This is a genomic window from Natrinema gelatinilyticum, assembly GCF_024266705.1.
GTDB lineage: Archaea > Halobacteriota > Halobacteria > Halobacteriales > Natrialbaceae > Natrinema > Natrinema gelatinilyticum.
This window is the reverse complement of record NZ_CP100756.1, coordinates 2,334,955-2,361,900: the sequence shown is the minus strand read 5'-3', so window position 1 is coordinate 2,361,900 and position 26,946 is coordinate 2,334,955. Positions and strand designations below refer to the sequence as shown.

Sequence of the window (26,946 nt, the reverse complement as noted above, 5' to 3'; positions counted from 1 at the left end):
CTTCATAGCGAGGGCGACCGGGACCATCACGAGGAGGTGACGATTGGTGCCGGTAGCCGGACCGAACACGGCCACATCTCCGGTCGTAGGGGGTGGCGGCGCTCTTCGGGCACCTGTCGGATCGCCTCGAGTACACCGTCTTCAATCGCGACCGCACCGATGACGACTGCGATATCACAGATTCATCACCTGCCGGTTTCAAACACAGTGCTCGTACGGAACACGTGTCACACACGCTGGTTTCAAAGGCCGCTCATACTCAAGATTAGCGCGCTGCAGCCCAAAACTGACATGCGAGATTCCGACCCCGATGGACCGAGGATCAGACGTCGATCGTATCTCTACGGGAGCGTTGCTGCGGTGAGTGGACTCGCAGGATGTCTTGGTGCGAGGGACGACCGGACAGCGCGCAAGGGCACGGGCGAGCAGTCGACAGCGGTCCATTCGGGCAACGAGACGACCGACGAGCGAGTCGATGGCGGCGACGACGAGGCGACTGATGCCGTGTCGATCACCGAGTGTACGACGATCACCGAACCGGGAACGTACGTGTTGGCGGCCGATCTCGAGGCCGGGCCGGGCGAAACCTGCATCGAGATCCGCGCGAGCGACGTCACGCTCGACGGGCGGGGGCGGACGATCACCGGCAGCGGGCGGACCGAGCCGTTGGAGGAGCCGTTCGAACCGGCGACCACCGGCGTCCTCGTCCGGCCGACGTTGACGGCGGCGAAAAAGAAACGGAAGAAAGCAGGCGTCACGGTGCCGCTGACCGACGGCCTTTCGAACGTGACGGTTCAGAATCTCACCGTCCAAGGATTCGACGCCGGTATCACCTTCGAGGGGGTGACGGGCGGCGAGATCTCGGGGACGACTATGACGACCATGCAGTACGGACTCTTACTGATCAAGTCGTCCGAAAATACGCTCCGCGGGAACGAGTCGACCGGAAACGACAGAAATGGGATTCGACTCGAGCGTGCGAACGGGAACCTGCTGGAAGCGAACACTGCAAACGACAACGGGTTGCCGGGAGGCACCGGCATCACACTCGCCGAGTCGCACGAGAACCGACTCGTCGGCAACGACGTCGATGGAAACATCAGCGGCCTCGAACTCAACCGCTCACACGGTAACAGGCTCGAGGAAAACAGCGTAAGCGGCAACATCTTCGACGGCATCGTCCTGCTGGGATCGCGAGCGAACTCGCTCGTCGGCAACGCCGTGAATTCGAACACCAACCTCTTCGGCGTTATCCTCTTCGACTCACACGAGACCACGCTCGAGGAAAACACCGTCAACGGGAACGCACAGGGTGGCATCACGCTCGTAGAGGCAGACGACAATACGCTCGTCGGTAATACGGCGAACAGAAACGGGTTCGACGGGGGGATCGTCCTCACGTACTCGGACGGAAATACGCTCTCGAACAATACTGCAAACGGCAACATCGGGGCGAGCGCGCTCAGCGGTCCGGACATCGACCCCACCCTCGGGCCCGGCTTCAACCTGTTCGACTCGAGTGCCAACCGCGGGCGCGCCAACACCGCGCGAGGCAACGATGGCGGACCGATAAATATCGTCGGCGGCGAGGGCAACAGTATCGAAATCAACGGGGTCGTCTACACCGAGGCGACCGCGGACGGAACGCCGCGTGGGACCGACGAGCAACCGATGCTCTCGGACCCACTCGAGGTGCTCGTCGAAACCGGCGAACGAGAGCAGCTCTTGGAGACAATCGACGTGGCTGACGCGGAATTACCGGTCGACGGATGACCAGCGTAGCGACCGAGACGACAAGCGAGCTCTGACGGACGCTGACGGTGAGATCGAATCGGGCAGTGAAAAAACGGCTCGGCTGGAACGCGCCGCGTTCGAGTTTTCCAGAATATTTCGAGGAAAGTTGTCGGACGCCGAAGCCAGGACTCGAACCTGGGACAACCTCGTTAACAGCGAGGTGCTCTACCATCTGAGCTACTTCGGCTCGTCCTGTGATAGCCGGGTTGATTTGATAGGGCTTTCGTTTTCAGTCCCGCGATTCGAGACCGTTTCACGCAGTATCGGATGCCGGGAGGTCGATACTCTTTCACGCGGGGATCGAGTATGAGCAGTCGATGAGCGAGGAGGACGCCGACGACGTGGACCGGGATCCCACGAGCAGTCGGCCACGGGCCGGTGACGGCGTGGAAGGCGATTCCACGAACGGTCAGCGCGAGACTCGTACCGACGATCGTGACGTGGTTGCAGATGGAAACGGAGCCCCCGACAGAGAGCAGGTCGTCGCCGACGTTCGGGCCTGGGTGACGCCCGACGCGGACGAACGTAGACAGCTCCGCGAGATCGCAGACCGGCTGATCGACCGTGCCGAACGCGCCGCGACCGAGCGGTGTGCGGACGCCGACGTCTTGCAGGTCGGTTCGACGGCCAGGAATACCTGGATTAGCGGCGACCAAGACATCGACATCTTCGTCCGCTTTCCGCCTGATCTCGACCGCGAAACCTTAGAGCGCTACGGCCTCGAGGTCGGCCACGCCACGCTTCCCGACGGCCACGAGGAGTACGCCGAACATCCCTACGTCAAGGGCACGGTCGACGCGTTCGACGTCGACGTTGTCCCGTGCTTTCGGCTCGACTCGGCCACGGAGATCCGTTCGGCTGTCGATCGGACGCCGTTTCACACCCGATACCTCCAGGCGCGACTCGACGACGACCTCGCCGCTGACGTACGAGTCGCGAAACAATTTCTGACGGGGATCGGCGTCTACGGGAGTGATCTCCGGACGCGAGGCTTCAGCGGCTACCTCACCGAGCTACTCGTCTATGAGTACGACGGCTTTCTGCCGTTGCTCGAGGCCGCGGCCGACTGGAAGCCGCCGATCATACTCGATCCCGAGGACCACGGCCGTGCGCACGAGACGGAGAAGGCGTCTTGGGACGAGGAGGTCGACGATGCCGACCTGCCGTTCGACGATCCGCTGATCGTCATCGATCCCACCGACCCTGGGCGCAACGTGGCAGCCGTCTGCTCGCGGGACAACGTCGCCCGATTCCAGCACTACGCGCGCGAGTTTCTCGCGACCCCGAGTGCCGACATCTTCGTCCCCGACCAGCCCGACCCGCTTTCGGAATCGGACCTGCTCGCACACGTCACGCGCCGGAAGACGACTCCGGTCGCCGTCCGATTCACGGCGCCCGACCTCGTCGACGACCAGCTATACCCGCAACTCCGAAAATCGAAACACGGGATCACCCAGGGGCTGAACGACCGCGGATTCGACGTCTTCCGAGCGACGACGGTTGCCGACGAAACGGCCGTCGTCTTCGTCGAACTCGCCGTCAGCGTTCGACCCGCCGTCGAACGCCACGAGGGGCCGCCGATACACGTCCGCGATCACGCCACCGGGTTCTACGACACCTATCGCGACGATCCCGATGCCTACGGCCCGTTCATCGAGGGCGACCGCTACGTCACCGAGCGCGACCGGGAGTTCACGTCCGCTCTCGCGTTCCTCGAAAGCGATCGCCTCTTCGACGTCGGGCTCGGCGCGCACGTCGAGACGGCGCTCGAGGACGGCTACGAGGTGCTGGTCGGCGACGAAATCACGGCGCTGCTCGACGAATTCGACGCGGAACTCGCGGCCTACTTCGAGCCTCGCCCCTGAGCCCGCCAGCGTCGATCGGCACTAACCATCTATGTCGACATCGAGATCGTGTGCGTCGATGACGTCCTCGAGTGCCGATTCTACCGATTCATCGGGTTCGTCGTCGGGTTCGATCGGCTCGCGGCCGTCGAAGGTCTCGTGGACGAGCGCGACGCTTTCGGCGAGGACGTCGAGTCCGTAGCCACCCTCGAGGATGAACGCCAGCGCGGCGTCGGTGTCGTCGGCGAGCGATCGGACGCGATCGGTCAGTAGCCCGTAGGCCTCGGTCGAGAGCCGGATGCGCGAGATCGGATCGTGGCGGTGGGCGTCGAAGCCGGCGCTGATCAACAGCAGATCGGGATCGAATTCGGAAAGCGCGGCACTGATCGGTCCTTCGAGTGCGGTTACGTATTCCGCATCGGCCGTCCCGGCGGGCATCGGGACGTTCATCGTCGTGCCCTCGCCATCACCCTCGCCGGTCTCGTCGACGGCGCCGGTACCGGGATACAGCCCCTTCTCGTGGAGCGAGACGAAGAATACGTCGCCCCGGTCGTAGAAAATGTCCTGCGTTCCGTTGCCGTGATGGACGTCCCAGTCGAGGATCGCCACCCGATCGACATCGTACGCATCGTGATCGAGCACGTGCTGTGACGCGACGGCCACGTTATTGACGAAGCAAAACCCCATGGCATCGTCGACGACCGCGTGGTGGCCCGGTGGCCGCCCGATCGAAAACGGAGTTTCCCGGCCTGTCGCCCCCTCGAGGGCCGTTTCAGCGGCCCAGCAAGCGAGACCTGCACTTTGCCGGGCCGCGTCCCAGGTCGCCTCGACGGCAGCGGTGTCGGGATCCCAGCTCCCGCCGCCGGCGTCACAGAACTCTCGTACGGACTCGAGATAATCCCGATCGTGGACGACCGCCATCTCGTCGAGTTCGCAGGGATCGGCTTCGACGTAGGCGACGCCGTGTTTGCGCTTCAACCGTTCCCGAATCGCCCGTAGCCGGTCCGGTGACTCCGGGTGGCGCGAACCGGGATCGTGTGCGAGACAGGTCTCGCTGTAACCGAACTGCATTTGCTCACTCGAACAACGAGAAGTACGTCTCGATGTCAGCCTCGGTGATCGTCCGCCGATCGGCGTGGTGTGCGAGGATCGTTGCCGCTCTCGCGACGTTGTCCGCGTAATCCTCGAGAATGTCGGCGAGGGCAACGCGGGCGTCCATCGAAACGCGATATCGGTCGTCGATCTCCAGTCTGGCGATCCGATCGACCGGTGCGACCGGCAACTCGAGGTCGGTCTTTTCGACGACCGTCTCGACCCCGAAGTCCGCCGCCATCAGGGTCTTGCGCCCGTCCGCCGTCGCTTCCTCGGCAGCGTCGATCGCGAGTTCGCTCCCGTGTTCTTGAATCCGCGTTGCGAGTTCCTTCGACGCGTCGGCACTCACCCGAAGATCGCCCGCGTTCCGCCGGATGATCGTATCAACCGGGGCGAACGGGAGTTCGACGTTCATATCATGATAGGCGAAGCTGACTCCCTTAACGCTTTTCCTAGTCGGCCGATGAGGTTGCTCGCGGCATCAGAATACGTCGTTTGCATCGAGACGGCCGTCGCGGACGACCCCTCGGACGGTTACTTCCTCGCCGAGTCCGACGTCGGCGTCGGTCGCGACGCTCATCGTCGTCTCCCCGTCGTCGAGGACGATCGGGTCGCCGGCTTGAACTACGACACCGGTGAACTCGACTGTGTCACCGTCCGACGGGGTGTCCGTCCCGGCATTCGCGCGTTCGGTATCTTCGGTCTCCGTCTTCGACTCGCCGGCCGAATCGGGTTTGTCGGTCTCGCTCATCTCGGTCGAGACTGGTGCCGTCTCGTCGTCCACGCCGTCGTCGTCCCCAGCGAACGCCGATAGGCCGGCGTTCGCATCGCTCGAGTCGGCCGCATCCTCGCCTGCGGCGGCGCTGCTGGAGTCGGATTCCAGCACCGTAATCGTCGACTGCCAGCCCGCAGAGGCCTCGAGGTCGTCTTGCCAGCCGTCCTGGATTTCGACATCGCCGAGCGCGACCTCGTCGCCCGGACCCACATCGATGTCGGCTTTCTCTCCCCAGAGCGCCACGCGGATGTCGTCGGTCGCGTCCTGGACGCGGATGTTCCTGACCTGTCCTTCGGAGCCGTCATCGCGATCGAACGTCCGTTTCGGATCGGCCGAGCGGACGACTCCTGCGATGTCGACCGTCTGATCGATCTCCAGATCCTCGATAGAAGTACTCTCGGGGACGTACTCGACGTCCTCGTCGACTTCCTCGACGGTGCCGCGGTTACCAACGTGGAGCTCGAGGGATCCGTCGCGCTCCTTGACGTAACCGTCGATCACCTCGACGGTGGTGCCGACGTCGAACGCAGTCGCCAGCTCGGCCTGCTCGTCCCAGAGCGTCACGCGGATGCGGCCGGTCGAGTCACCGAGGACGAGATTCGAGACCTTTCCTTCGGAGCCATCGTCACGGTCGAACGTCCGGACGCTGTCCGTATCGAGGAGCAGGCCGACGAGGTTGACGTTCGAGAGGCCGAGTGAGAGGTCCTCGACAGTGTGCGTATCGGAAACCGTGACGTCTATCTCGGTCTCGTCGTCGGGTTCGACGTCGTCGACGCTGACTTCGACGCCGCTGAAACCCTCTTTGGGTCGGCCCTTGATGCGCAGGACCTGCCCTTCCTCGAGTTCCTCGATGGCTGCGTCGGCGTGTTCGTCCCAGAACGCAGCCCGGACGGACCCGGTTTCGTCGGCGACGTCGACGTTGACGACCGTGCCGTCCTCGTCCTCGCCGTCGCGCTCGAACGTTCGCACCTCACCGATAGCTGTTACCTTCGCGACGAACTTCGCGTCCTCCATTCCGGGCTCGATATCGGCGATACCACCGACCTCGCTCTCGTCGATTTCGTGAGCGACGAGCATCGCCGCCGTCTCCTCGTCCGCGAGCCCTCCCATCTGCTCGACTTTCGCCTCGACGGCCTCGCGAAACTCCTCGAGGGAGACGTCGGCCTCGAGGTTCTCGTATACGCCCTCGATGTCGCTCATTCTATGCTCGTGCATGGGTAGCCCGCGCATAAGCGTTATCCATTCGGTATCCCAGCGTCGTTCTGCGTTCGATGTGGGGCGCGGTAGAGCCGGTCGGATTGACCGAACTCGGTCTCGTCGAACCGGGTCGGTCGGTTCGTAAGTCGGGATACTGCGAGCGATAGATCACGAGGTCCGCTGGCCTCCCCATAATATAAAAAATTCAGTCTGAAAACTGAAACAGGCGGCTCGAGGAGGCCAATTCGACACTCGCGATCCGAATCCCCGACTGTCCGATCGACCGTCGAATCGCCGAGGTGTGTCCACGTCCGCTCTCGAGTCCGAACCGTGTCCGCAATCGACAGGAATCGACGGGCGGCGACCGAATCCTTTCGAAAGGGCTTTAATGTCTACGCGGCTACGATGAGATGAGTCCTGATAGGGTAGTGGACTATCCTCTTGGCTTGCGGAGCCAGGGACCGGAGTTCAAATCTCCGTCAGGACGTTTCTGTCGACGCCAAGCCTGCGAGCGTAGCGAGCGGCCAGCGTCGACGAAACTCGTAAACGGAGATTTGAGCAGGGAAGTCGCAGCGACCGAACGAAGTGAGGTCAACCGTCTTCACGAGTTGAAATCTCCGTCAGGACGCTCACTCCTTGCGAATGCTTCGCGTCGCTCAGGTCGTGCGGAAAGGGTTCAGACTTCCGTCAGAACTGGAACAGTTTTCATACAGTACTGGGTACGAACGGGTATGACGTACGCTAATCACACCCTGCTGGAGCTTTGGTCGTCGGATCGATACGCAAATCACGTTCTGAAGGTCGTGGCTGGATTAGCGATCGCGTTGATCACCTACGGTGAAATAGACAGCTATGGTCTCTGGGACCCCTTGATCTTCGGAACCCTGTTTTTGCTCGGCGTGTTCCTCGCCGTCCACGGGCTGTTCACTGGGATCGAGGCCTCGATCGCCGCTGGAGTCGACCGGCCGGCCGAGACGCGCTCCTGATCTACGTCGATCGTGGCTCCTTCCTGGGAGAACTCCTCGAAGAGGTCTTCGAACAGGCCTTCGATCTCGTCGAGTCCGCGAACGGTGCCCATGTTCGTCACGATGAGTGTTCTGCAACCGATGGTACGTGCAAGCGAACGTCGATTCGGTCCGTCGATCGACCGACGAGATGCTGGACGCATCGCTCGCGGAGATGAACGTGGGTGAGAGGAGTAAGCCCCCTTCTGTTCGACCCGGCATTCGGCTGAGCATCCGCGCCGTCCACGGCGGGCCGTGGGACGTTCGGGCTACCACGGCGCGGACTTGCACCGGTGAGGATTCGCCGTTCCATCGATCCTCGGCCGTCACGGAGTGGTCGATCACGACGAGATCGACTGGCGGGTGCACCGCCGTCACCTGTCGTGCGCGATCCACGGGTTCGAACCGTGATCGGTCGACCACCGGGCGACCCTGTGTAACGCACTCGGAGTCGCTCGATCCCTCTGCGGGTTAACTCCCCTTCCTCGCGGTTGGGTTCGCGCGCGTCATCGGTCGGGCCGAGACGTGTCGTTTCTGTTCCAGGGCCAGCGGTCTCCCGCTCCGGACTTGCGCCCGGTCACCTGCCCGAACGGGTGGGGGGACTTTCCTCGCAGGCGCTGGGCGACCCGGTGGGTCGGCCAACGTATCCCGTGGTCGCGCCGTTGCCGGCACGACCATCGCGGCAGCCGGGCTCTCTCTCCCAGTATCTATTGGGCCCTCTGGAGAATAAGTCCCCCGATCGTCGTAGGACATGGCGACGGGAGAACAGAGCGGAAACCGAAACGAACGACTCGGCGCCGCGTTCTCGGGATCGCGTCGGCTGCAACGGTCAGCACGATCGGATTCGCGGGCGCGTACGGCTCCGTCTCTGCGGGCAGTATCAAAGACTGCTCGAACTGGCCGGACTCGCCGAAGACGTATCAGACGGTCGATTTGACACAGGAGCGACCCAGCCTACTGGGACTGGACGAAGACGAACTATGCCTCTACATCCACGGCTGGAATGGAAGAGCGCAGAGCGACAGCCAGACGTACGCGCTCGAGCAGGTACTCCGGGAAGCGGGCTACGCCCAACCAGTGATCGCCGCGTTCTAGGCGTCGGACACGCTCAATTTCTGGCAGGCGGAGAGCAACGCCGACGCTGCCGGGGTTCGGCTCGGTCGCTGGCTCTGCGACGAGTTACAACCGACGGGAGAGACGACGATTCGTGTCGTCGGCCACTCGCTGGGGACTCGAGTGATACTCGAGACGCTCTCCGAACTCGACGGTGACGTCGTCCTCGATACCGTTTCGCTGCTCGGAGCTGCCGTCGAAGATGATTCGGTGTGTGACGACGGTCGGTTTTCGGCCGGCATTCGGGCCTCCGCGGACGAAGTGTACAGCTATCGCTCCGAGAACGATACCGTGGTCTGTACGTTTTACGACCTTCGTACCGTCGAGGACGGACTGGGGTGTGAAGGCGCGGATTGCGGGAGTTGGTGGGACGACGGATCGATGCCCGACGACTACGACGACGTCGACGTGACGACGTCCGTGCCGCAGCACTGCGATTACTTCGTCCCCGGTCGCCCGGTCGGCTGCATCGATCGAGTCGTCGACGACTTCGTACGACCGGCTGCAGTACTTGCTAGCAGCGTGTTCCACGGCGTCGTATCGAAGGGGCGTTCCGATCGAGAACGGTTCTCGATCACGCGCGATGGAACTCGAATCGGTGCCGAAATTATAAATTTTCGAATATATGGGACGTGTTCTGAACGTTCGCATCGGACAGAGTGAACGGGCCGTCCCCCAATTATCGACGATCACGTGAGTGAATTAATTCGCCCGTCGTCCCCCGTACGAACGCCGGAAACGAATGGAAGCGTTTTAGGACGACGGTTCCCATGTTCATCTGTATGTCCCAGCGACAGGGCGTCGACCTCTCCTACGAAGACGGCGCGCGCGCCGTGGAACTTGCGCGCGAGGCCGTCGAATCTTACGTACAACACGGACAACGAGAACAACCCGGCAGCATGCGCGAAGCGTTCTACGAGCGAACCGGCGCATTCGTCCGCCTCGAGTCGACCCGTGGACGGGGAAGCCTGCGGGGCTGTGCGGGCGGCTACCGCTCGGACGACCAACTTGGCCACGTCATCGTCGACGCGGCGATCGAAGCCGCGAGCGGAGACTCCTGTGGCTCTGAGGTGAGTCCATCGGAACTACCGAATCTCACGGTTTCGGTTTGTACCGTCAGGAACGTCGTTCTCACCGACGATCCGTTAGTCGACCTCGAACTCGGCACCCACGGCGTCGCCATCGATGGCGGCGGCGAAGGTGGCTGGCTGTACCCGACGGTACCGGTCGAGAACAACTGGAGTGCCCGCGAGTATCTCGATCGAACGTGCCGAAAAGCCAAGCTCGCCCCCGGCGCCTGGCAGAACGACGACGTCGTCGTCACGCTATTCGAGGGGCAGGTCTTCCGCGAACGCAAAGCAGACGGCAGCATCGAACAAGTCTGAGTACTAGATACCGTTCGTCCGACGATTCGTTCCTCGAGAGTCCGCCCTGTCTCCGGGTACCGATCGCACCGACACTTCACTCCCCCGTCCGCACCGGCTCGTTCAGATCCGCGGGGTTCACGCCAACCGGGCCGTTCAGCGCATCGAAGACATAGTGGACGGCGAGCCAGATGGCAATCGTGTCGACGAGGATGAGGAACAGCATCGAACTGACCGAGGGTCACTAGAGGACGATCCAGTTACAGAACCCGATGAGCGCGACGACGGTGACGAGTCGAATTGCCAGTCCCATTGCGATATCGGTATCAGGAATCGAATCAGTCACTGACCGAACCCGACCGTCTCGGCGTCCTCAAGACACCGGTCGGTCGCCTCGTCGAGATCGAATTCGCGGACGATCTCGCCGTCGCGAATCAGCGGCTCGAACAACGACTCGCCGTCGGTCGGGCCCTCGCGGTCTGCGAGAGTGATCTGGTGGCCGCCGTCAGGGGTTCGATAGACCTCCTTGACGCCGCCGAGTTTGCCCCGCTTGGAGACGGGTTCGCCCTCGTCGCCGGACTGCGTCCGGCTGCTCGAGGGACCGTCCGATCCCTCGCTGATTTCGACGATATCGAGGCTGAAGTCAACCGAATCGGCCCCGGTGATGTAGCTCCCGACGCCGAACCCGTCTGCGATCTCGCGCAGCGGACGGATAGTATCGGGCTCGAGGCCGCCGCTACAGAAGATGTCGACGTCCTCGTAGCCGCGAGCGTCGAGTTCCCAGCGGACTTCGCGGATGATGTGTTCGAAGTCTCCGCGACGGGAGCTGGTCGTGTCGATGCGAACGCCGTCGAGGTCGTCGCCGAGCGTCTCGGCCGCCAGGAGACTCTCGCTTTTCTCGTCCCAGAAGGTGTCGACCAGCGCGATTCGGGGAACGTCATCGGAAACGGCCTCGTCGAACGCCTCCCAGGCCTCGGCCTGGTTGCCCTCGCCGAAACAGAACATGAGCGCGTGGGGCATCGTCCCGCCCGCTTCCCGTCCCAGGATCTCTCCTGCGGCGACGTGGGAGAAGCCATCTAAACCCGCGAGCAAGGCTGCACGCTCGACCGTGGTCGCAATCACAGGGTGGACGTGGCGCGCGCCGAACGAGAGGACGAGCGAGTCCGGGGCCGCCAGTCGAGCCTCGAGTGCGGCCGTCGCGAACCCGCTGGGCTGTGAACAAAAGCCGAGCAACGACGTCTCGAATTCGGCGAACTCGAGGTACCGTCCCTCGATCCGAAGTACCGGCCCACCGTCGAACAACTGGCCGTCGGGGAGCGCGTCGACGTCGAGCCGTCTGCCTTCGAGTAGCGTCGCGACATCCTTCACGCCGGTGAAAACCTCGAACTCCCCGGTCGGAAATTGATCTGCGGTCACTTCGGCGACCACGTGTGGATTCTTGTCCGCGTATTCGAGCGTGGCCCGGGTGCGCTCGAAGTAGGCGTCGGTCGCTTTCCCCTCGAGAATCGCTTCAGGGGGGACCGTTCCGAACGGATTTGACATATCACCGGTTTTTCCCGGGAGGCAAAAAAGCTACCCGTCTGGCGCCGACTGAGACATGGCCACCGACCCTGCTGTGATTGCGCCGGCGTCGCTGTCGGTGTCCGTAGTATCGGCGCCGTGATCGTACGTACCACTCGTGCTGAGGGGCCCGATACTCGCGGCGACGGTTCCCGTCCCTGCTGTGACGGTTCTGGTTCCCCGCTAGGTGGACACCGCCGACCGATCGGAAGCCAGGAGACCGGGAGGTCGGGCGGTCGATTCGAGGGTAGCAGCAGGCTCGAGTGAAGGGGCCATCTCCGACTCCGACCTCGCAGCGTGGATCGATTCGAGATCGTCACCTGTCGGGGCGCCGACGATCACGACCGTTTCGTCGACGACAGCGACTCGGTAGGCGCCGGCGAACGGCTCTCCGTCTGAAATTCGATACACGGTTCCCGCCGTCGATCCCGCGGATTCGACCGCTTCGGCTCCACGATTCTCGAGGAGCCGTCGATACGCGTCGGCGAACGCCGTCGCATCTGCCGGACTGTCCCAGGCGAGCCGCCAGACGTGTCCGGTTCGATTGGGATCAGACGTACTCTGGTAGACCCGGAAGCTGTCCCCGGCCCACCCCGCGGTCGCTGGGTGAGAGTAGTTGTACGGCGCGAGATCGGACCCACTCTCAGTGAGCGGGCGGTCGATCACGCCGTTTTCCCACAGCATCGCGAACAGGGTCGCCTCGCCGATCGTCTCCGTGCGGGGGTCAGGTGTGCCTGCGCGATCGCCCTCGTCGTCGGTTCTCTCCGTGATCGGCCGCCAGTCGTCGCTCGAGCGATCCGGAATCGTGACCGCTTCCGGTTGGGTGGCGGGATAGTGGCCTGGATGGATCAACTGGGTGGTGCTCCGGGGAGGAGTTCTGTGAGCACGGTCGACGGCGTCCCAGCCACCGCGTTCGGCGAGATCGGCGACGAACTGCGGCCCTTCCGCATATGGGACGTAGATCGAGAGGTAGAGACCGGCGTCGAAGGGACGGTCGGCGAGCGCCTCGCCGGTGCTCGTCTCTCCCTTCCCGCCCGGGAGACACTGCCACTCGTCCCCACAACGGCGGTCGTAGCGACGCGAGACGTAGCTCGCTTCACCCTCGATCACGCCGTTCTCGGCTCGAATGCCGTCTATCGTTTCCGCCTCCCGTGAAATCCCGAACTGCTGATCCTGCAGCGCGTGAGTCAGTTCGTGGACTAGGACCCACCGGTCGATCCGGATCCGATCAGTGTCCTCGGCGACGATCACGATCCGATCGTTGACGTAGTAGCCCTGGATGGCGTTCCTGTAGAGATCGTCGAACGCCTGACTGACGTCCGTCTCGCCGTCGACCACGAACGCACCACGCCAGAGTTCGTTCCGGAACGCCGACGCATTCGCGGTTCCGGCCGCCCGCCGGTCGCGATACTCGGCTCGGGTCAGCACCTCGAGTTCGACGTCGCGTGTGAACTGGCGCCCACGGACGACCTCGATCCGCGCCATCGCCCGGTACTTGACCGCCTCGAGTTGCTCGCGAGTGAGGCCGTCGCTCGTGTCGAACGCGAGCGTCTCGTCGTGTGCGTACTCGCCGACGTGCCCGAGGTCGCCGTCGGAATCGAACCCATTCGTGTCGCCGGGGAGCGTACACCCCGAGAGCACCACCAACGCGATAACCGCGAGCAGTCTGACCCGATTCATGTGCCTGCTGTTCGGTACGACGGCATTCAGCATATCAATCTATCGGCTCGAGGCTCAGTCACGATTCCGGTTCCGGCCGCGAGGATCGATTTGGAGCCAGCCTCGACTCACCGCGATCCGAGTCACCGCACCGAGGACGACGAGGCAAATCGCTCCAGCCACGGCGGACGGCCCGAGGCCAGGTATATTGTTGGACTCGTTCGACTCGTCGCTCGCCGGGAGGTCGAGTGAATCTTCACCTGCAGGTGCAGCACCGGCCTCGACGGCGGACAGTTCGTCGACTGACGGCGCGCGGACGATCGTCGCCGTCGACCCATTTTGCTCGAGATAGTACGCACCGCTGTAGCCACCGTCGGCGATCCGGAATGCGTCTCGGCGGCCGTCGACAGACTCGGCACCGTGCGTCTCGAGCAATCGGAGGTAGCCGTCGACGAATTCCTGGGCGTTAGCGGCTGATTGCCACTCCGACCGCCAGACGTAGCCGGCGTCGCCGGCAGCCGTCGGCGCGCTCGTGTTGGTCACGTCGTCGTTCGTGTAGACGACCAGTCGGTCCCCGGCCCATCCGTTCGTGACCGACTGGTTGTAGTCGTACCCGGGACCGCCGTCGAGGAAGTCGCTCTGCTCGATTACCGGTTGCCGGCTCGATCCGAACGCGTCGGCGACGAACATCGCGACCATGCCGGCCTCGCCGACGGTGTCGGACGCCGCGTCGCCGTCGACGGTGAGCTGTCGCCAGCCGTCGCCCGAACGGTCCGGAACCGACACGTTCGCCGGTTCGCGTTCCGAGTCGGGGTGGATCACGGCCGTGGTGGTCGTCGGCGGGTCGTCGTAGGCCGCGTCGATGGCCGACCAGCCCCGACCTTGATAGCGACGGAGGGTGACGTAGTCGGGACCGTCGCTGTATGGCTGATAGACGGTGAAATAGATGCCCCAGTTAACGTCGGCGGAGATATTTCGATCGCCGGTGCTCGGTCTGAGACAGTCCCACTCGTATTGACACCGATTCTCGTACTCGAGTTCGACCTGCTTTGCGTCACCTTCGACGAGCCCGTCGATAGCCAGGGTCTCGTCCTGCGTCGATCCGTTGAGCTGGGACAGGTCGAACCGCTGGTCCTGGAGAGCGTGGGCGAGTTCGTGACCGAGCGTGAGTTCATCAAGTTCGGGCGTCTCGGGGTTCTCGGAGACGATAACGATCTCGTCGGTGGCAGGGTCGTAGTAGCCGTTGACGGCCCCGCCGTACAACGACTCGGTCGCGTCGGCGGCCGCCGTGTTCCGATCGACCGTGAACAGCGCTTCGTAGCCGACGTTCTGCTCTAAGCGCTCGGCCGGGGAGAGGTTCGCGAATCGGTCGCCGTTGGTCCGTCGGTACTCCGCACGAGAGACGACGTCCACGGAAATTTCGTCCTCGAAGGTCAGGTTCCGAATGCGCTCGACGCGAGCCATCGCCCGGTAGACGACTGGCGTGAGTTCGTCGTCGTCGACGACCGCGTTCGACTGATCGTCGACCGGCAGTTCGTCGTCGTACCAGTAGCCCGCGACGTAGCCGACGGTGCCCTCCGTCGTGGGATTCTCGGGCCGATCGCGTTGGGTCTGGAGGGCTGCCGACGCTACCGCCGCAGTCGAGTCGGCGGCGACTGGTTCGTCCGCGCGTGCGGCCGCGGCCGACGTCGGGTCCGAGTCGGCGAGTCCACCGGTCGCCAGTGCCGGGCCAGCGAGCCCACCGGTCAGAATCACCGTGGCGAGCAGCACCGAAAAGAGGACGACGGACGAGCGAGGGGACGTCGATTGCATCTGGATTGGATAGCTATCCGTACGAATGGGATTGCAAAAAGCGCGACGGTTGCACCGTTCGAGCGCGAACGGTCCGAGAGACGCCGAGCCGAGACCGATCGGGGCTCGTACTGAACGTGTGCGAGTACTTCACTCGCGATCGCCAGTCACGGCGTGCCGGCCGAGAATCGTGGCCGCGATGGCGCCCGCGAGTCCGACGATCAGCGTGAGCGCGCGCCGGTGCATCGACGCCTGAAGCTGGTAGCTTCGATCGCGAGCCCGCTCGTCGAATCGGCCGTGCGCGCCGAAGTCACCCGAAACCGGTTCGTACAGGTTGTTCTTCCGATCGGGGTCGACCGACTCGTCCGTCAGCTGTGACTCGTAGCCACCGCGGGCGAGATACTCGTCGAGCCGCCGCGGGATCAGGCGCTCGCCGAGAATCGCCTTCAGGGTGGACCGTCCGACCCACAGTTCGTCCTCGCCGTGATCGACGGTCCAGGTGATCGCTCGAGCGGCGACCTCGGGCTGGTAGATTGGCGGTACCGGCTGGGGGTTCCGCGGCAGTCTGCTCTTCGACCACTCGAACTGCGGGGTATTCATGGCGGGCATCTGGACCATCGACAGCTGTACGTTACAGTCGTCGTGGATGAGTTCCGTCCGCACGGATTCGGTAAAGCCCTGTATCGCGTGTTTCGCACCGCAGTAGGCGGATTGGAGCGGAATGCCGCGGTACGCCAGCGCCGACCCGACCTGGACGATTGTCCCCTCGTCGCGGGGCCGCATCCGCTCGAGGGCGGCCTGCGTCCCGTACACGTACCCCAGATACGTCACGTCGGTGACGCGGCGGTAGTCGTCGGCGGTCATCTCCGCGGCCGGCGAGAACACCGACACCATCGCGTTGTTCACCCAGACGTCGATCGGTCCGAACGCGTTCTCGACGGTATCGGCCGCGTCTTCGACAGCTTCTGAATCGGAGACGTCAGTCGGAACGACGACGGCCTCGCCACCAGCTCGCTCGACGTCCTTCCGTGCGCCCTCGAGGCCGTCCTCGCCTCTCGCGAGGAGCCCTATCTTCGCGCCACGTTCGGCGAACGCGCGAGCGGTGGCTCGCCCGACGCCGGCCGATGCGCCCGTGACGACAACGACTTCGGAATGATTGGATTCTGACATGGTTAGCTACTGAGGGGGTTCAGTCGGTCGATTGTGTCGAGGGTGGCGTAGCGCTCCCAACCGCCGTAGCGATCCTCGATCGGGCCGCGCGGGACGCTACAGACCACTACGAGCGCCCCGACGACCATAGCGTTGATGACGGCAATCGTCGGCACCCCGCCGATCAACCACGGTGCAACGACGATCCACGCGGCCAGCGGAACGTTGAGGAACCGGATCGCTCGAGCGGGTTCGCCGGTCGCGATCACGGTAAAGGAGACGACGAGCGAACCGACCAGGTGGCTGCTGTCGGCCATGAGTCCCGTCGTCCCGAAGACCGTCGGCGACAGCATGAGCCAGACGCCGAGTGCCATCGCGGCCAGCAGCGTCCACGGGATCGAAACGCCCCAGAACGGCTCGCGAACGGGCGAGTTATCGATCGCTCGCATCGCGCCATCGCTCACGGCGGACTCGTCCTTGGGGATGGTCCCACCCATCCAGAAGGCGGTCCAGAAGGAGTCGCCCTGCCGCATCAGCCTGACGAGGAACTGTCCCATCGCGACGACCTCGTCGACGGTCAGCGAGATCATCCAGAGCATACCGAACGCCGACAGGAGACAGAGGGTACACCAGGTCCCGACCATGATCGGTTGCATGATGACCAGAAGTACCTGGACGAAACCGAGCGGGATCACGACGACGCCGAAGAAGGCGACCATCCACGGCATCGTGCGCCACCGCCGCCGGTCGCCCATGAAACTCATCAGCGCCTCGACCGAGTAGGCCACCGCGCCGAGGCCGGCATCGGAAACCGGGAACGCCTTCGACACCTTCGAGGTGAGGATCTGCTCGGAGCCGGTGCCGTAGATCGGGTCCCAGACGCTGCCGATGTACCCCAGCTGGAACGCCGCCATGTACCACGAGGCGAAGAAGCCGAAAATACCGAGCGCGATCAGCGGCGCGCGCTGGGTCCCCGTCGACGGATTGTACGACCAGCCCGGCGGGACGGCTGGACCGTCCATCTCCGAACGCATCACGATGAGGACCGAGAACGTGATCACCATGACGCCGACGAGCGCGTGGTTGGCGTACGCGGCGGCTGACGGCGCCCAGAACGCGATCGGCGCGAACACCAGCCAGAGGCCGACGAAACCGTTGGCGTAATTGGCGTAGCCGCTCTCCCGGTAGATCGTGAGGCCGGCGAGTGCGACGAGAACGAGCCCGCTGACGACGCTGTTCCAGCTCATCAGCGCGCTCTCGTAACCGAGCGCCGGCGCGGTCGCGAGTAGCCAGATGCCAAGCGAGATGATCGCGTACTGGGGCCAGATCTCCTTCGTCGGGTGTGCGAGCATCATCGTCCCCGGCCGCATCGATCCGCCGTCGCCGCCGTCTCGGTTCTCGCCGTCGCTTCCATTCTCGGCGCTGTCGTCCGTCGTCTCGCCCCCGCCGTCGATCCGCGAGTTTCGCTCTCGTGCGTCGGTCGTCACGGCGGTCGGGTCGTCGATCGAGTCGGTCTGTCTGTCGTCGGTCATGGTCTCTCACTTCGTATCGGTCGGTCGGCGAACGATCTCTCCGCTGGAGACGACGTCGGCGATCGACTCGTCTCGACCCAGCGGTGCCGGCGATGCCGGTGGACCGTCGGTCGAGTCGTCCGCGTCGGCGAGGGAAAGCGCCCCATTGATGAGTCCAATGTGGCTGTACGCCTGTGGGAAGTTGCCGCGCTGTTCGCCGGTCTCTGGATCGACGGCCTCGGCCAGCAGCCCGAGCGGACTGGCGAACTCGAGGATGGAGTCGAAGCGATCGACCGCCTCGTCGGTCCGCCCGGAGAGCGCGAGGGCGGTGACGAGCCACAGTGAGCTGACGACGAACGGACTCTCTGTGCCCGGAAGGCCATCGTCACCTTCGTACCGTCGGACGAGCCCGTCGTCGGTCGCCAGCCGGTTCAGCGTCGCGTCGATCGTTGCCTGAACGCGGTCGTCGTCCGGCGGGAGGAAACCGACGACCGGGACGAGCAGATTCGCCGTGTCGAGCGTGTCGTCGTCGCCGAACGAGCGCACGAAACAGTTCATATGCTCGCTGACCCCCTGCTCGAGGATCGCCTCCCGAACGGCCTCTCGGCACGACCGCCAGCGCTCGAGAGGGGCGTCGACGCGGTCGGCCGCCTCGGCGAGGTCGATCCCCCGGTCCAGTGCCGTCCAGCACATGATCTTCGAATAGACGAACTGCTCTCGGTCGACGCGCATCTCCCAGATACCCGCGTCGGGTTCGTCCCACCCCTCGCAGACGTACTCGATGAGGTCGCACATCACTGCCCAGTCGTCGGTCGTCATCGCTTCGCCGTAGCGAACGCTCTCGTATATCGCGAGGATCAACTCGCCGTAGACGTCCAGCTGGTGTTGCTCCCGGGCCGCGTTGCCGATGCGTACGGGAGCGGATTCGCGGTATCCCTCGAGGTGATCGAGAACGCGTTCCTCGAGGCCGTCGCCGCCGTGGAGTCCGTAGACCGGCGGAATCGAAGCGGGATCGTGATGTCGGCAGTGGTCGAGACACAGCTGAAAGTACGACCGCGCCTCCTCGAGGTGGCCCAGTTCCGAGAGCGCGCGGACGGTGAAGGCCGCGTCGCGGATCCAGTTGAACCGGTAGTCCCAGTTGCGGACGCCGCCGAGGGCCTCCGGGAGCGAGGTCGTCGGTGCAGCGCACACCGCGCCCGTCTCTCCGTGAAAGAGCAGCTTGAGCACGAGCGACGAGCGTGTCGCGAGGTCGTGCCACGAACCGCCGACGGGACAGTCCGACCCGTCGCAGTCGTGGGTCCACCCCCGCCAGTAGTCGACGACGCCGTCGAGTATCTCCTGAAACCGCGCCGGCTCCAGCGGAATCGTCTCGTCGTAGCCGAGCACCGACCAGCTCGTCTCACCGGGGTCGAGCGTCACCGTCCCGTTCGCTCCGGGGTCGTCGGACGACGGCGCGAGCGGCACGTCGCTCGAGAGGACCGCCCGTTCGTCGTCGCCCACCGCGACGACGCCGTCTGTAACGGGTTCGATCTCGGGGACGTCCCGCGCGTAGTCGAAGCGCGGATCGAACGCGATTTCGAGCTCGAGCGGCCCGGACTCACACGTCACCTTCCGGAAGAGGGCCGGCGGCAGGGCGTTCGACCCGGTCGCTTCGGGCACGGGCATGAAGTCAGTCACGGTCGCGCTCCCGCTAGCGGTCTGGAACGTCGTCTCGAGGACGTTCGTCCGATCGCGGTACCGCTGGACGGAGTCGAACGACTGCACGGGGCGAACGGCAAATCGACCGCCACGACCCGCGTCGAGTAGTGCGGCGAAGACGCTCGGAGATTCGACGTGCGGTAGCGGACACCAGTCGATCGAGCCGTCTCGACCGACCAGGGCGATGGCGTTCCTATCGCCGATCGCGCCGTATTCCTCAAGGCGTTTGTACTGCATGGGAAGCGGTGTGACGTGGACACGGATCGGTGTGCGTACGGGGCGGATGTCGACCGCCAACCGCCGATCGATGTCTTGTCGGTGGATCGAGTTCCCAGTTGGGCAGTCATACGAAAGGGCCACTCTCGGCCGAAACAGGCGCGACGTACGGACGACGGAGTGGGCGCGTTGCTGAGTGAGCCGTTCCGGGATCGATTGCCGGCAGAGTGAATGATACCGATGGACGACGAGCGACGAGATTTCGGTGCGTTCCGCGGCGCCGGCCTCGTCTTCTCGCCCACCGTCGGATCGGTCGCGGCGTATCCGGTCAACCCATGCTCATCGACACCGGCGTCAAGGAAGGGACGATGAACCCAGCGAAGATGGGACGCGAGATGGACGCCTGAGCGTCAAACCCAGGAACCACTGAAATGGAAGGCACAATACCCTTTCCCATCGCAACTGTGCATCCCATGCGATGTCACTTGCAGAACTCAACCTGAGCGAACTCGAAGACGAGTGTATAGACAACTGTTTCGAAGCCGTGCAGGCTTGCGAGTGGTGCGCGGACGAGTGCCTCGACGAAGACATGGACATGTCCCGCTGCATCCGACTCTGCCGAGACGTGGCCGACCTCGCGAGCGACAACGCCCGGTTTATGGCGCGCGACTCCAACTACAGCACCGAACTCGCCGAAGCCACCGCCGGTGCCGCCGAAGAGTGCGCCGAGGAGTGTCGGCGTCACGACCACGAGCACTGCCAGGTCTGTGCCGACGTCGTCGAAGCGTGCGCCGAATCGTGCCGCGAGATGGTACAGGCGTCGTAACGCAGCCGTCCGGTATTATTCCATTCCGAACGTCGGCCAGTGCCCCGTCCCTCGTTTCCGGAGTGGATCAGTGGGTCCGGTGTCCTCGAGGGGCCGCGCTATTGGTGTGCAGCCAACCGTTCTTTACGCACATTCTGCACCCCAGCGAGAGGACGGTACCGCTCATCGCTAGCCCACCGCCGAGAAGGAGCGCCAGACTCAGGTCGTGCAGTAGCCCGATGCCGTACGTATGGCCGATGGTTTTGCTCGCGACCGAGACACTTCTTCCACCCGTCTCTCTGTGAGTACAGCAAGACTAGCTTTCGTGGACATCCCCCGAACCCCTTCTGGCACTTCCGACAGCCGTTCTGCCGGCGAGTGATGGCGGAAAACCCCGACACGGAACGGACGAGCGGTGGTCAAATCACGTCATCGGGGTCGTGCTTGCCAGCCATCCGTCCGGCTTCGGCCGCGTACCGTTTCTGTACATCCGCGTCGTCGACGGTTTCGAGATCGCCGGAAGAGACGTCCTTGGCGGCGGTCACTGTCGCCGTATCGAGAACCTGCGGTGCGAGCTCCCGTCGGTAGACCCGGTCCCCATCGGGAGTCGCATACTGGAGGATAATCAGATCGCGGTTGTTGTATCCACGCTCGACGAGCCAAACGCGAACCTTATCGGTCTCCGGTGGCACGACCGAACACACTGGGAGCACGGATTTAGTCGTTTGGTCGCGGGGACGATTCCGTCCCACGCCCGTGACACCTTACACGGGGTCGCTGCGGTCTCCTCGAGTCCCCACAGCCACGTGGCTTGGCTTTGCCGGTCGGGAATCCGGTCACCCACGGTCAGCCAATCGACGTGTTGTGGCGCGGACTCTGGACCGACCGTCGCCCCAACACGACGGTGGCGAGGATCGAGTCCGCATCGGTCGTCCATTCGGCGGGCGACTCGGCGTCGTCGCTCGTCGATCCCTCCGGCGAGTGCGACGATTGACTGGGGTCCGTCACCTCTACAGCCGTCTCCTACCACCTCGAGCCCAACGTGATCGTTTTTAGGGTTCCACCCCTAGAATTGGGTACATATGCGATTCGAGCCAGACATGACGGCAGTCCTGGTCATCGACATGCAAAACGGGTTCTGTCACCCGGACGGGTCGCTGTACGCGCCGGGCAGCGAGGAGGTCATCGAGCCGATCGCGAATCTCGTCGCTCGAGCCCGCGAGGCCGGGGTGCAGATCATCTATACCCGCGACGTCCACACGCTCGAGCAGTTCGAGGACGTCCACTATTACGACGAGTTCGAGCAATGGGGCGAACACGTCCTCGAGGGAACGTGGGAGGCAGAGATCGTCGAGGAACTCCACGTCGAAGACGAGGATCACGTCGTCGAAAAACACACCTACGACGCCTTCTACAACACCGAACTCGAGGGGTGGCTCGACGCACGCGGGATCAAGAACCTCGTGATCTGTGGGACGCTCGCGAACGTCTGCGTGCTCCATACCGGCGGTAGTGCCGGACTCCGGGACTTCCATCCGGTCCTGGTCGAGGACTGTATCGGAGCGATCGAGGACGAACATCACGAGTACGCCCTGGATCACGCCGCGTGGCTGTTCGGCGAGGTGGATCCGAGCGAGAACATCCAGTTCGCGTAATCGATCCCGCCGTCTTCCCCCGTCTTTTCGTCGCGGCGGATCCAACGAGTGGGCATGGCCACGCCGCACACGCGACTCGCGCACCGAGTGACGAGACCGCGACTCGGAGCGGGGCTCGGGGATGATTCCGAATGAACGAAGGACGATTGCGGTCGGTGTACCTGCTGGGCATCGCGGTCAGTGCGTACGCGCTCTGGTACTTCGTCTCGTCGGGCGCGGCGGTGCCCGCCGCCGCATTCGTCCTTCTGACGGGATTTTTCTTACTCCGTCTCCGAACGTTGACCGCTGGCTCCTGACGATCACATCGTCGGCGCTGCCCCGCCACGTATCCTGCCTCACCACTCTGCCCACTGATAGCCGCTCAGTCGTGTCTGAACACTCGATACGCGCCCTGACCGGTCGCCACGGCCTTCGTTTCCCCGTCTGGGGTCGTGCTCTCGACGGTGATCTCGCTGACCCCGACGCTCTGTCCGACGCGAATCACGTTTGCCGTCGCCTCGAGGTCGCCGGTCGCCGGCCGGAGGTAGTTGACGTTCAGGTTGATCGTCGCCATGCCGACGGAGAACGGTTCCTCGTCCTCGATTGCGGTCCGAAGCGAGAATCCGCCGACGGTATCGATGAGGGTCGCAGCGACACCCCCGTGAAGATCGTCACGTCGGTCGTCCGGCGCGTTCGGACGCACGTTGGTCAGTTTCTCGTCATAGGGAATCGCGAGCGTCATGGTTCCGTCGCCGATGTGCTCGACCGTCGTTCCGAGCCACGAGAGAAATTCCTGGTTCTCATCGAGAAAGTGTTGGAGCACGCTCTCGAGGTCACCGAACTCCTCGATCAGCGCCTGCATATTACGCGTCATGTACGCTCGTCACCGTGCGACCGACTTTACCGCTACGTTTCTCGATTTTCGCTCGGCAAGGGGTCTTCCGTCTCCGGACCGTTTGGGAATCGATGGTCGATGGAACTGTCTATGGAGAGATCGCAAACGGCACTGTCCATGGTGAGTCCGATGAGTGACGACGGCCCCGAATACGATATCGATTTTCGGGATCATCCCGAAAAGTATGAGATCGGGCGCGGCGAGGCGGGCGTCTTCAAGGTCGAACCGTACAAGAGCGAACTCCTCCCGCTGTGGTCCTACGCGGATGCAGCGGCGGCCCGCGAGTCCGCGACGGCGATTTACGAACAGTACGAACGCTACCGCGACGACGACGAATTTCCGGGAATGGACATGGCCCGAAAATACCTTCGAATGGGGTACACGCGAGCGATGCGCTACGCGAAGTATCCCGGCGGGAGGAAGTACGACGAGAACGGTGACGAACGCGAACCACACCGCTGGGCCGACCGGGACAAACGAGCCGCCGCGCTCGTTTTCCAGACGTACTGGACCCGTGTCCGCGACGACGACGCCTACCAGCGAGCGAAAGCAGCCCACCGCGAACGGTAACGGCTGAAAACTGAACCGTTCGATACGGTGCTCAAGAGGGCGACGCACGTCCGCCGGTCGAGTGCGTCGGTGTCATCGCTGGAGTATAAACGCCTCCCGTTTCTGCTCGACTACGACTCGTCCGACCGAACCCGCACCTGCACCCGCTCGCCGACGTCGAACGCGCGATCTGGACAGATCAGCTTCGCGCCGAAATCTCCGTCTCGAGCGCAGAACAGCGACAGTCCGGTGATCGGGTCGTCGTTCGCCGTGACGGTCACGCCGTCCCACGCGACCGTCCGGCCGTCGGCGACGCCGAGTCGGTCGCCGTTCAGTGAGACCGACTCGGAGCCGTCTTCGAGTGATCTGCCCCGTCTGAACACACCGCCACCCTCGTAGTGTGGCATTCCGCCGTCAAGAACGCCACCACCGTCGGCACGCACGCCAACGAATCCCGTCCCGGGGTCGGGATGGGCAGGCGCGTCCAGCACCACGTAAGTATCGCCGCTCGAGACGACCCGCCCGCTGCCGTCCCACGCGAGCGGCCGAGGCGAGACCTCGAGTTCGATCGGAAGCGAGCCCGACGCTCGGTACGGGTTTTGTTCGGGGGCGCGGAAGCCAACGTGGAGGTGATTGTCGACCCACGGCGCAAAAAAGCCCGCCCGGACGAGTCGGCCCAGCGAGTCGCCGCAGTCGATCCCATCGCCGACTTCGACGGTCGGCTCGACGTGGAGGATGCGGACGGTCATTCCATCGAGCGGGGCGGGGCCCTCGCAATCGATCAGAATCAAGTGGTCGTGTTCGGGTGCGTAGGGTTTCGGCGGCGCGCGGACGGAGCGGATCTCGGTGACGGTACCGGCGACCGGACTCGGCGCGGCGGTCGTCCGTCCGTCGACCAGCGTTCCGGGATACAGGTCGACCGCACAGCCGCCGTCGTGTGCCGGATACGGCGAATTGTACAGCGAGAAGCGTTCGTACTGCTCTAGCATGGCTTCGGGAAGCGTAACGGCCATCGAGTGCCGTAATCTGGGCGGCGGGAGCGTTTAGGTGCATCGGGATCAACGTTCCACTATGCGTGTGTTTCGCGGCCGAGCGGCATCGATCGCGACCGATCGCGACATGAGTCAGCAGCTCCTGTCGGTTGCCGCGACCGGCGACCACGCCGTCCGCGTCTGGATCCCCCACCGCCAGGTCGCGTTCGGCCGCCGGGACGCCGGTCGTGATGGTTACGATCGTGCCCGCGAGGCCGCGCGCGAGCGCGGATTTCCGCCGATCGAGCGCGACGTCGGCGGCCGGGCGGTCGCGTACGACGGGGAGACGACGCTGGCGTTCGCTCGCGCCGAACCGACTGCCGATTTCCGAACCGAAACTGCCACCCGATACGAACGGGCCACGGTCGACGTCGAGCGAGCGCTTCGATCGCTGGACGTGGAACTGGTCCGTGGCGAGCCGACGGACTCGTTCTGTCCCGGAACACATTCGCTATCGGTCGCAGACGGAGCTACTGTCGGCCGCCAGCGAAAACTCGTCGGTATCGCTCAACGCGTTCGACAGGACGCAGCACTCGTCGCCGGTGTCGTCGCCGTGGCCAACCGCGGGGATCTCGCGGACGTTCTCGATGGCGTCTACGGCGCGCTCGAGGTGTCGTTCGATCCGTCGACCGTGGGAACCGTCGAAGACGCCCGCGGCCCGTCGGACCCCGAAATCGTCCGGTCAGCACTCGAGGACGCGCTGGTTGGCGAGTCACAGAAAACGGTAACCGACGTCGGGTAACGTTTTTCCGCTCCGCGGTGGCCTACTCGAGTATGACGTCACGATCAGGACCGGAGGGTGGACGATGACACCGGATCGGCCCGAAACGACGGACGACTCGGCAGCCGATGACGACGCGGACGCGGACGCAGACAGTTCGAATTCGACGGCGCCACTCTGGGGCGACCTCCTCGAAGACGCACGAGACATCGCCGAGGAGTATCGCGATGACGGCTGGGACGTCGTCGTTCTCGAGCCCACCAGGGTCTCGCCCGTCGAGATTGACGAGCGAGTCGGGCTCGACGTCACGGTCTCCGACGACGAGTACGACCTCGTCTCGGACAGAATCGAAGCAGGCGGGGTCACGATTTCGGCGGCGGACGTCTACTACCGCCCGCTCACCGATGGCGGAAGCGATCGGCGGGTTGCGCTAGCGGTCGAGCGCGACGAGGACGAGGAAACCGCGATCTTCGTCCCGCTTTCCTACGACATCACCGAGACGCGATCCGTCTTCGAAACGGCGCTCGTCGACGAGGAACTGCTGATTCACGTCCTGTCGGATCCGGACGACGGCTGGGTCAGCTTCTCCCACGACGACCCGTCGCTGTTCGTAGAGGAGTCCGACGTACAAAATTGGGCCGCGGAGTGACCCAGCGCGCGTCGGTTCACTGGCCGGTGCGAAACGACAGATCGAGTGACGGTGCCGAGTGAGTGAGCGCCCCCATCGATATCACGTCGACGCCTGTCGCGGCGTACGCCGGAATGTCCTCGATCGTGATACCGCCGCTTGCTTCGGCCAGGACGCTCTCGTACTCGGCGAGTTCCCCGACGGCCGCCCGCGTCTCCTCGGGCGTCATGTTGTCGAGCAGGACGATGTCCGCACCCGCCTCGGCCGCCCGGGGGGCGTCCGCGACGTCTTCGACTTCGACGTCGATCTTTGTAACGAACGACGTCTGCTCCCGGAAGTGTGCAATCGCGTTCTCGAGACCCATTTCCGCGATGTGGTTGTCCTTGACCATCGCCATGTGGGAGAGGTCGAGCCGATGGGTGTCGCCGCCGCCCGCGACGACGGCACGTTTCTCCAGCCCTCGCAGACCTGGCGTGGTCTTTCGCGTCGCTGCGATCGCCACGTCGTCCGATTCGGTCCGCGCGTTCTCGACGGCTTCGTGCGTCCGCGTCGCGATCCCTGAGGCGTGGCCCGCGAGGTTGACGGCGATCCGCTCGCCGCGAAAGACCGACCGTGCTGGACCGATGACCCGGAGCAGTTCGTCACCGGCGTCGACGTCGGTACCGTCCTCGATCCGATCGGTCACGGACACGTCGAGATAGTCGAAGACTGCCGCCGCGGCCTCTAAACCGGCGACGACACCCGATTCCTTGGCAACGAGTCGACCGACTGTCTCCCCCGGGACCTCGTTACTGACGTCGTGGTGGCCGATATCCTCGCGCAACCAGCGTTCGATTTGTGTATCGGTTATCATCTTTCTTCAGGCGGGAACCCCCGCCTCCTGGGACAGGGAGGGTTTCGAGACTTGATCGTCTGG

Annotated in this window: 27 protein-coding genes, 2 tRNA genes and 1 other RNA gene; 13 read left to right on the top strand and 17 right to left on the bottom strand. The window is 64.1% G+C overall.

The genetic code is table 11. The annotated features are described in order from the left end of the window. Nucleotides 1–291: 291 nt before the first annotated feature. Nucleotides 292–1,773 (top strand): right-handed parallel beta-helix repeat-containing protein, encoded by a 1,482-nt coding sequence (locus NJU76_RS11525; protein ID WP_254528640.1) that lies wholly within the window; start codon nt 292–294, stop codon nt 1,771–1,773. A gap of 135 nt (nt 1,774–1,908) precedes the next feature. On the opposite strand, the gene NJU76_RS11520 is transcribed toward NJU76_RS11525, so the two are convergent. Next, nucleotides 1,909–1,981, bottom strand: a tRNA-Asn gene (locus tag NJU76_RS11520). 130 nt (nt 1,982–2,111) lie between these two features. On the opposite strand from NJU76_RS11520, the gene cca reads away from it, so the two are divergent. Further along, nucleotides 2,112–3,659, top strand: a complete 1,548-nt coding sequence (gene cca / locus NJU76_RS11515) for a CCA tRNA nucleotidyltransferase (protein ID WP_254528638.1) — start codon at nt 2,112–2,114, stop codon at nt 3,657–3,659. Between the two features lie 21 nt (nt 3,660–3,680). On the opposite strand, the gene NJU76_RS11510 is transcribed toward cca, so the two are convergent. The 3 genes from NJU76_RS11510 to NJU76_RS11500 form a co-directional block, all read right to left on the bottom strand. Continuing rightward, a complete protein-coding gene (locus NJU76_RS11510) occupies nt 3,681–4,709 on the bottom strand; it encodes a histone deacetylase family protein (RefSeq protein WP_254528636.1) in 1,029 nt (342 codons plus the stop codon). Between the two features lie 4 nt (nt 4,710–4,713). Beyond that, nucleotides 4,714–5,145 (bottom strand): histone family protein, encoded by a 432-nt coding sequence (locus NJU76_RS11505; RefSeq protein ID WP_254528634.1) that lies wholly within the window; start codon nt 5,143–5,145, stop codon nt 4,714–4,716. 66 nt (nt 5,146–5,211) lie between these two features. Continuing rightward, a complete protein-coding gene (locus tag NJU76_RS11500; RefSeq protein WP_254528632.1) occupies nt 5,212–6,705 on the bottom strand; it encodes a single-stranded DNA binding protein in 1,494 nt (497 codons plus the stop codon). A gap of 411 nt (nt 6,706–7,116) precedes the next feature. Here NJU76_RS11500 and NJU76_RS11495 point away from each other — a divergent pair. Next, nucleotides 7,117–7,189: transfer RNA gene (locus NJU76_RS11495), tRNA-Arg, on the top strand. Nucleotides 7,190–7,433: 244 nt separating this feature from the next. After that, nucleotides 7,434–7,688 (top strand): hypothetical protein, encoded by a 255-nt coding sequence (locus NJU76_RS11490; protein WP_254528630.1) that lies wholly within the window; start codon nt 7,434–7,436, stop codon nt 7,686–7,688. A 201-nt stretch (nt 7,689–7,889) separates the two neighbouring features. On the opposite strand, the gene rnpB is transcribed toward NJU76_RS11490, so the two are convergent. Then, nucleotides 7,890–8,408: RNase P RNA component (gene rnpB, locus NJU76_RS11485), an RNA gene on the bottom strand. A gap of 231 nt (nt 8,409–8,639) precedes the next feature. Here rnpB and NJU76_RS11480 point away from each other — a divergent pair. The 3 genes from NJU76_RS11480 to NJU76_RS11470 all read left to right on the top strand — a co-directional run bounded on the left by NJU76_RS11480 (nt 8,640) and on the right by NJU76_RS11470 (nt 10,204). Next, the gene (locus NJU76_RS11480; RefSeq protein WP_254528628.1) at nt 8,640–8,801 is read left to right on the top strand and encodes a hypothetical protein; all 162 of its coding nucleotides are present in this window, start codon (nt 8,640–8,642) and stop codon (nt 8,799–8,801) included. Nucleotides 8,802–8,942: 141 nt separating this feature from the next. Further along, nucleotides 8,943–9,482 carry a hypothetical protein gene (locus NJU76_RS11475; protein WP_254528626.1) on the top strand — a complete coding sequence of 180 codons (540 nt, stop codon included), beginning with the start codon at nt 8,943–8,945 and terminating at the stop codon, nt 9,480–9,482. 119 nt (nt 9,483–9,601) lie between these two features. Further along, nucleotides 9,602–10,204 carry a TIGR00296 family protein gene (locus tag NJU76_RS11470; RefSeq protein ID WP_254528624.1) on the top strand — a complete coding sequence of 201 codons (603 nt, stop codon included), beginning with the start codon at nt 9,602–9,604 and terminating at the stop codon, nt 10,202–10,204. A 76-nt stretch (nt 10,205–10,280) separates the two neighbouring features. Here NJU76_RS11470 and NJU76_RS26555 read toward each other — a convergent pair whose 3' ends face one another. The 7 genes from NJU76_RS26555 to NJU76_RS11440 form a co-directional block, all read right to left on the bottom strand. Next, entirely contained in the window at nt 10,281–10,409 is a 129-nt protein-coding gene (locus tag NJU76_RS26555; protein ID WP_256566006.1) for a hypothetical protein, read from the bottom strand. 116 nt (nt 10,410–10,525) lie between these two features. Beyond that, nucleotides 10,526–11,725, bottom strand: coding sequence for a nicotinate phosphoribosyltransferase (locus NJU76_RS11465; protein WP_254528622.1), 1,200 nt, complete (start codon nt 11,723–11,725; stop codon nt 10,526–10,528). Between the two features lie 201 nt (nt 11,726–11,926). Then, nucleotides 11,927–13,423 carry an Hvo_1808 family surface protein gene (locus NJU76_RS11460; protein WP_254528620.1) on the bottom strand — a complete coding sequence of 499 codons (1,497 nt, stop codon included), beginning with the start codon at nt 13,421–13,423 and terminating at the stop codon, nt 11,927–11,929. A 54-nt stretch (nt 13,424–13,477) separates the two neighbouring features. Further along, nucleotides 13,478–15,214 carry an Hvo_1808 family surface protein gene (locus NJU76_RS11455; protein ID WP_254528617.1) on the bottom strand — a complete coding sequence of 579 codons (1,737 nt, stop codon included), beginning with the start codon at nt 15,212–15,214 and terminating at the stop codon, nt 13,478–13,480. Between the two features lie 129 nt (nt 15,215–15,343). After that, entirely contained in the window at nt 15,344–16,363 is a 1,020-nt protein-coding gene (locus tag NJU76_RS11450; protein WP_254528615.1) for an SDR family oxidoreductase, read from the bottom strand. A 2-nt stretch (nt 16,364–16,365) separates the two neighbouring features. After that, on the bottom strand, nt 16,366–17,874 hold the full coding sequence (locus tag NJU76_RS11445; RefSeq protein WP_254528613.1) for a vitamin K epoxide reductase family protein: 1,509 nt from the start codon (nt 17,872–17,874) through the stop codon (nt 16,366–16,368). Nucleotides 17,875–17,880: 6 nt separating this feature from the next. Then, complete coding sequence (locus tag NJU76_RS11440) at nt 17,881–19,788, bottom strand: glycoside hydrolase family 15 protein (RefSeq protein WP_254528611.1); 1,908 nt, start codon at nt 19,786–19,788, stop codon at nt 17,881–17,883. Between the two features lie 457 nt (nt 19,789–20,245). On the opposite strand from NJU76_RS11440, the gene NJU76_RS11435 reads away from it, so the two are divergent. Further along, nucleotides 20,246–20,593 carry a four-helix bundle copper-binding protein gene (locus NJU76_RS11435; RefSeq protein ID WP_254528609.1) on the top strand — a complete coding sequence of 116 codons (348 nt, stop codon included), beginning with the start codon at nt 20,246–20,248 and terminating at the stop codon, nt 20,591–20,593. A 398-nt stretch (nt 20,594–20,991) separates the two neighbouring features. Here NJU76_RS11435 and NJU76_RS11430 read toward each other — a convergent pair whose 3' ends face one another. Further along, nucleotides 20,992–21,264 carry a DUF7967 family protein gene (locus tag NJU76_RS11430; protein ID WP_254528607.1) on the bottom strand — a complete coding sequence of 91 codons (273 nt, stop codon included), beginning with the start codon at nt 21,262–21,264 and terminating at the stop codon, nt 20,992–20,994. A gap of 154 nt (nt 21,265–21,418) precedes the next feature. Then, nucleotides 21,419–21,580 carry a hypothetical protein gene (locus NJU76_RS11425; RefSeq protein ID WP_254528605.1) on the bottom strand — a complete coding sequence of 54 codons (162 nt, stop codon included), beginning with the start codon at nt 21,578–21,580 and terminating at the stop codon, nt 21,419–21,421. Between the two features lie 74 nt (nt 21,581–21,654). Between NJU76_RS11425 and NJU76_RS11420 the strand changes: the two genes are divergently transcribed. Together NJU76_RS11420 and NJU76_RS11415 are read left to right on the top strand one after the other, a co-directional pair. Further along, nucleotides 21,655–22,227 carry a cysteine hydrolase family protein gene (locus NJU76_RS11420; protein WP_254528603.1) on the top strand — a complete coding sequence of 191 codons (573 nt, stop codon included), beginning with the start codon at nt 21,655–21,657 and terminating at the stop codon, nt 22,225–22,227. A gap of 131 nt (nt 22,228–22,358) precedes the next feature. Further along, the gene (locus NJU76_RS11415) at nt 22,359–22,523 is read left to right on the top strand and encodes a hypothetical protein (protein ID WP_254528601.1); all 165 of its coding nucleotides are present in this window, start codon (nt 22,359–22,361) and stop codon (nt 22,521–22,523) included. Between the two features lie 65 nt (nt 22,524–22,588). Here the strand turns inward: NJU76_RS11415 and NJU76_RS11410 are convergent, their stop codons facing one another. After that, nucleotides 22,589–23,080, bottom strand: a complete 492-nt coding sequence (locus NJU76_RS11410; RefSeq protein ID WP_254528599.1) for a PaaI family thioesterase — start codon at nt 23,078–23,080, stop codon at nt 22,589–22,591. Between the two features lie 150 nt (nt 23,081–23,230). Here NJU76_RS11410 and NJU76_RS11405 point away from each other — a divergent pair, with 150 nt between their 5' ends. Beyond that, nucleotides 23,231–23,671, top strand: a complete 441-nt coding sequence (locus NJU76_RS11405; protein ID WP_254528597.1) for a DUF4385 family protein — start codon at nt 23,231–23,233, stop codon at nt 23,669–23,671. 110 nt (nt 23,672–23,781) lie between these two features. On the opposite strand, the gene NJU76_RS11400 is transcribed toward NJU76_RS11405, so the two are convergent. Then, nucleotides 23,782–24,663, bottom strand: coding sequence for a DUF8155 domain-containing protein (locus tag NJU76_RS11400; protein WP_254528595.1), 882 nt, complete (start codon nt 24,661–24,663; stop codon nt 23,782–23,784). 58 nt (nt 24,664–24,721) lie between these two features. Here NJU76_RS11400 and NJU76_RS11395 point away from each other — a divergent pair, with 58 nt between their 5' ends. Both NJU76_RS11395 and NJU76_RS11390 read left to right on the top strand, forming a co-directional pair. Beyond that, entirely contained in the window at nt 24,722–25,423 is a 702-nt protein-coding gene (locus NJU76_RS11395; RefSeq protein ID WP_254528593.1) for a lipoyl protein ligase domain-containing protein, read from the top strand. A gap of 64 nt (nt 25,424–25,487) precedes the next feature. Further along, complete coding sequence (locus NJU76_RS11390; protein WP_254528591.1) at nt 25,488–26,051, top strand: DUF7529 family protein; 564 nt, start codon at nt 25,488–25,490, stop codon at nt 26,049–26,051. A 16-nt stretch (nt 26,052–26,067) separates the two neighbouring features. Here NJU76_RS11390 and nadC read toward each other — a convergent pair whose 3' ends face one another. After that, a complete protein-coding gene (gene nadC / locus NJU76_RS11385) occupies nt 26,068–26,883 on the bottom strand; it encodes a carboxylating nicotinate-nucleotide diphosphorylase (RefSeq protein WP_254528588.1) in 816 nt (271 codons plus the stop codon). Nucleotides 26,884–26,946: the final 63 nt, after the last annotated feature.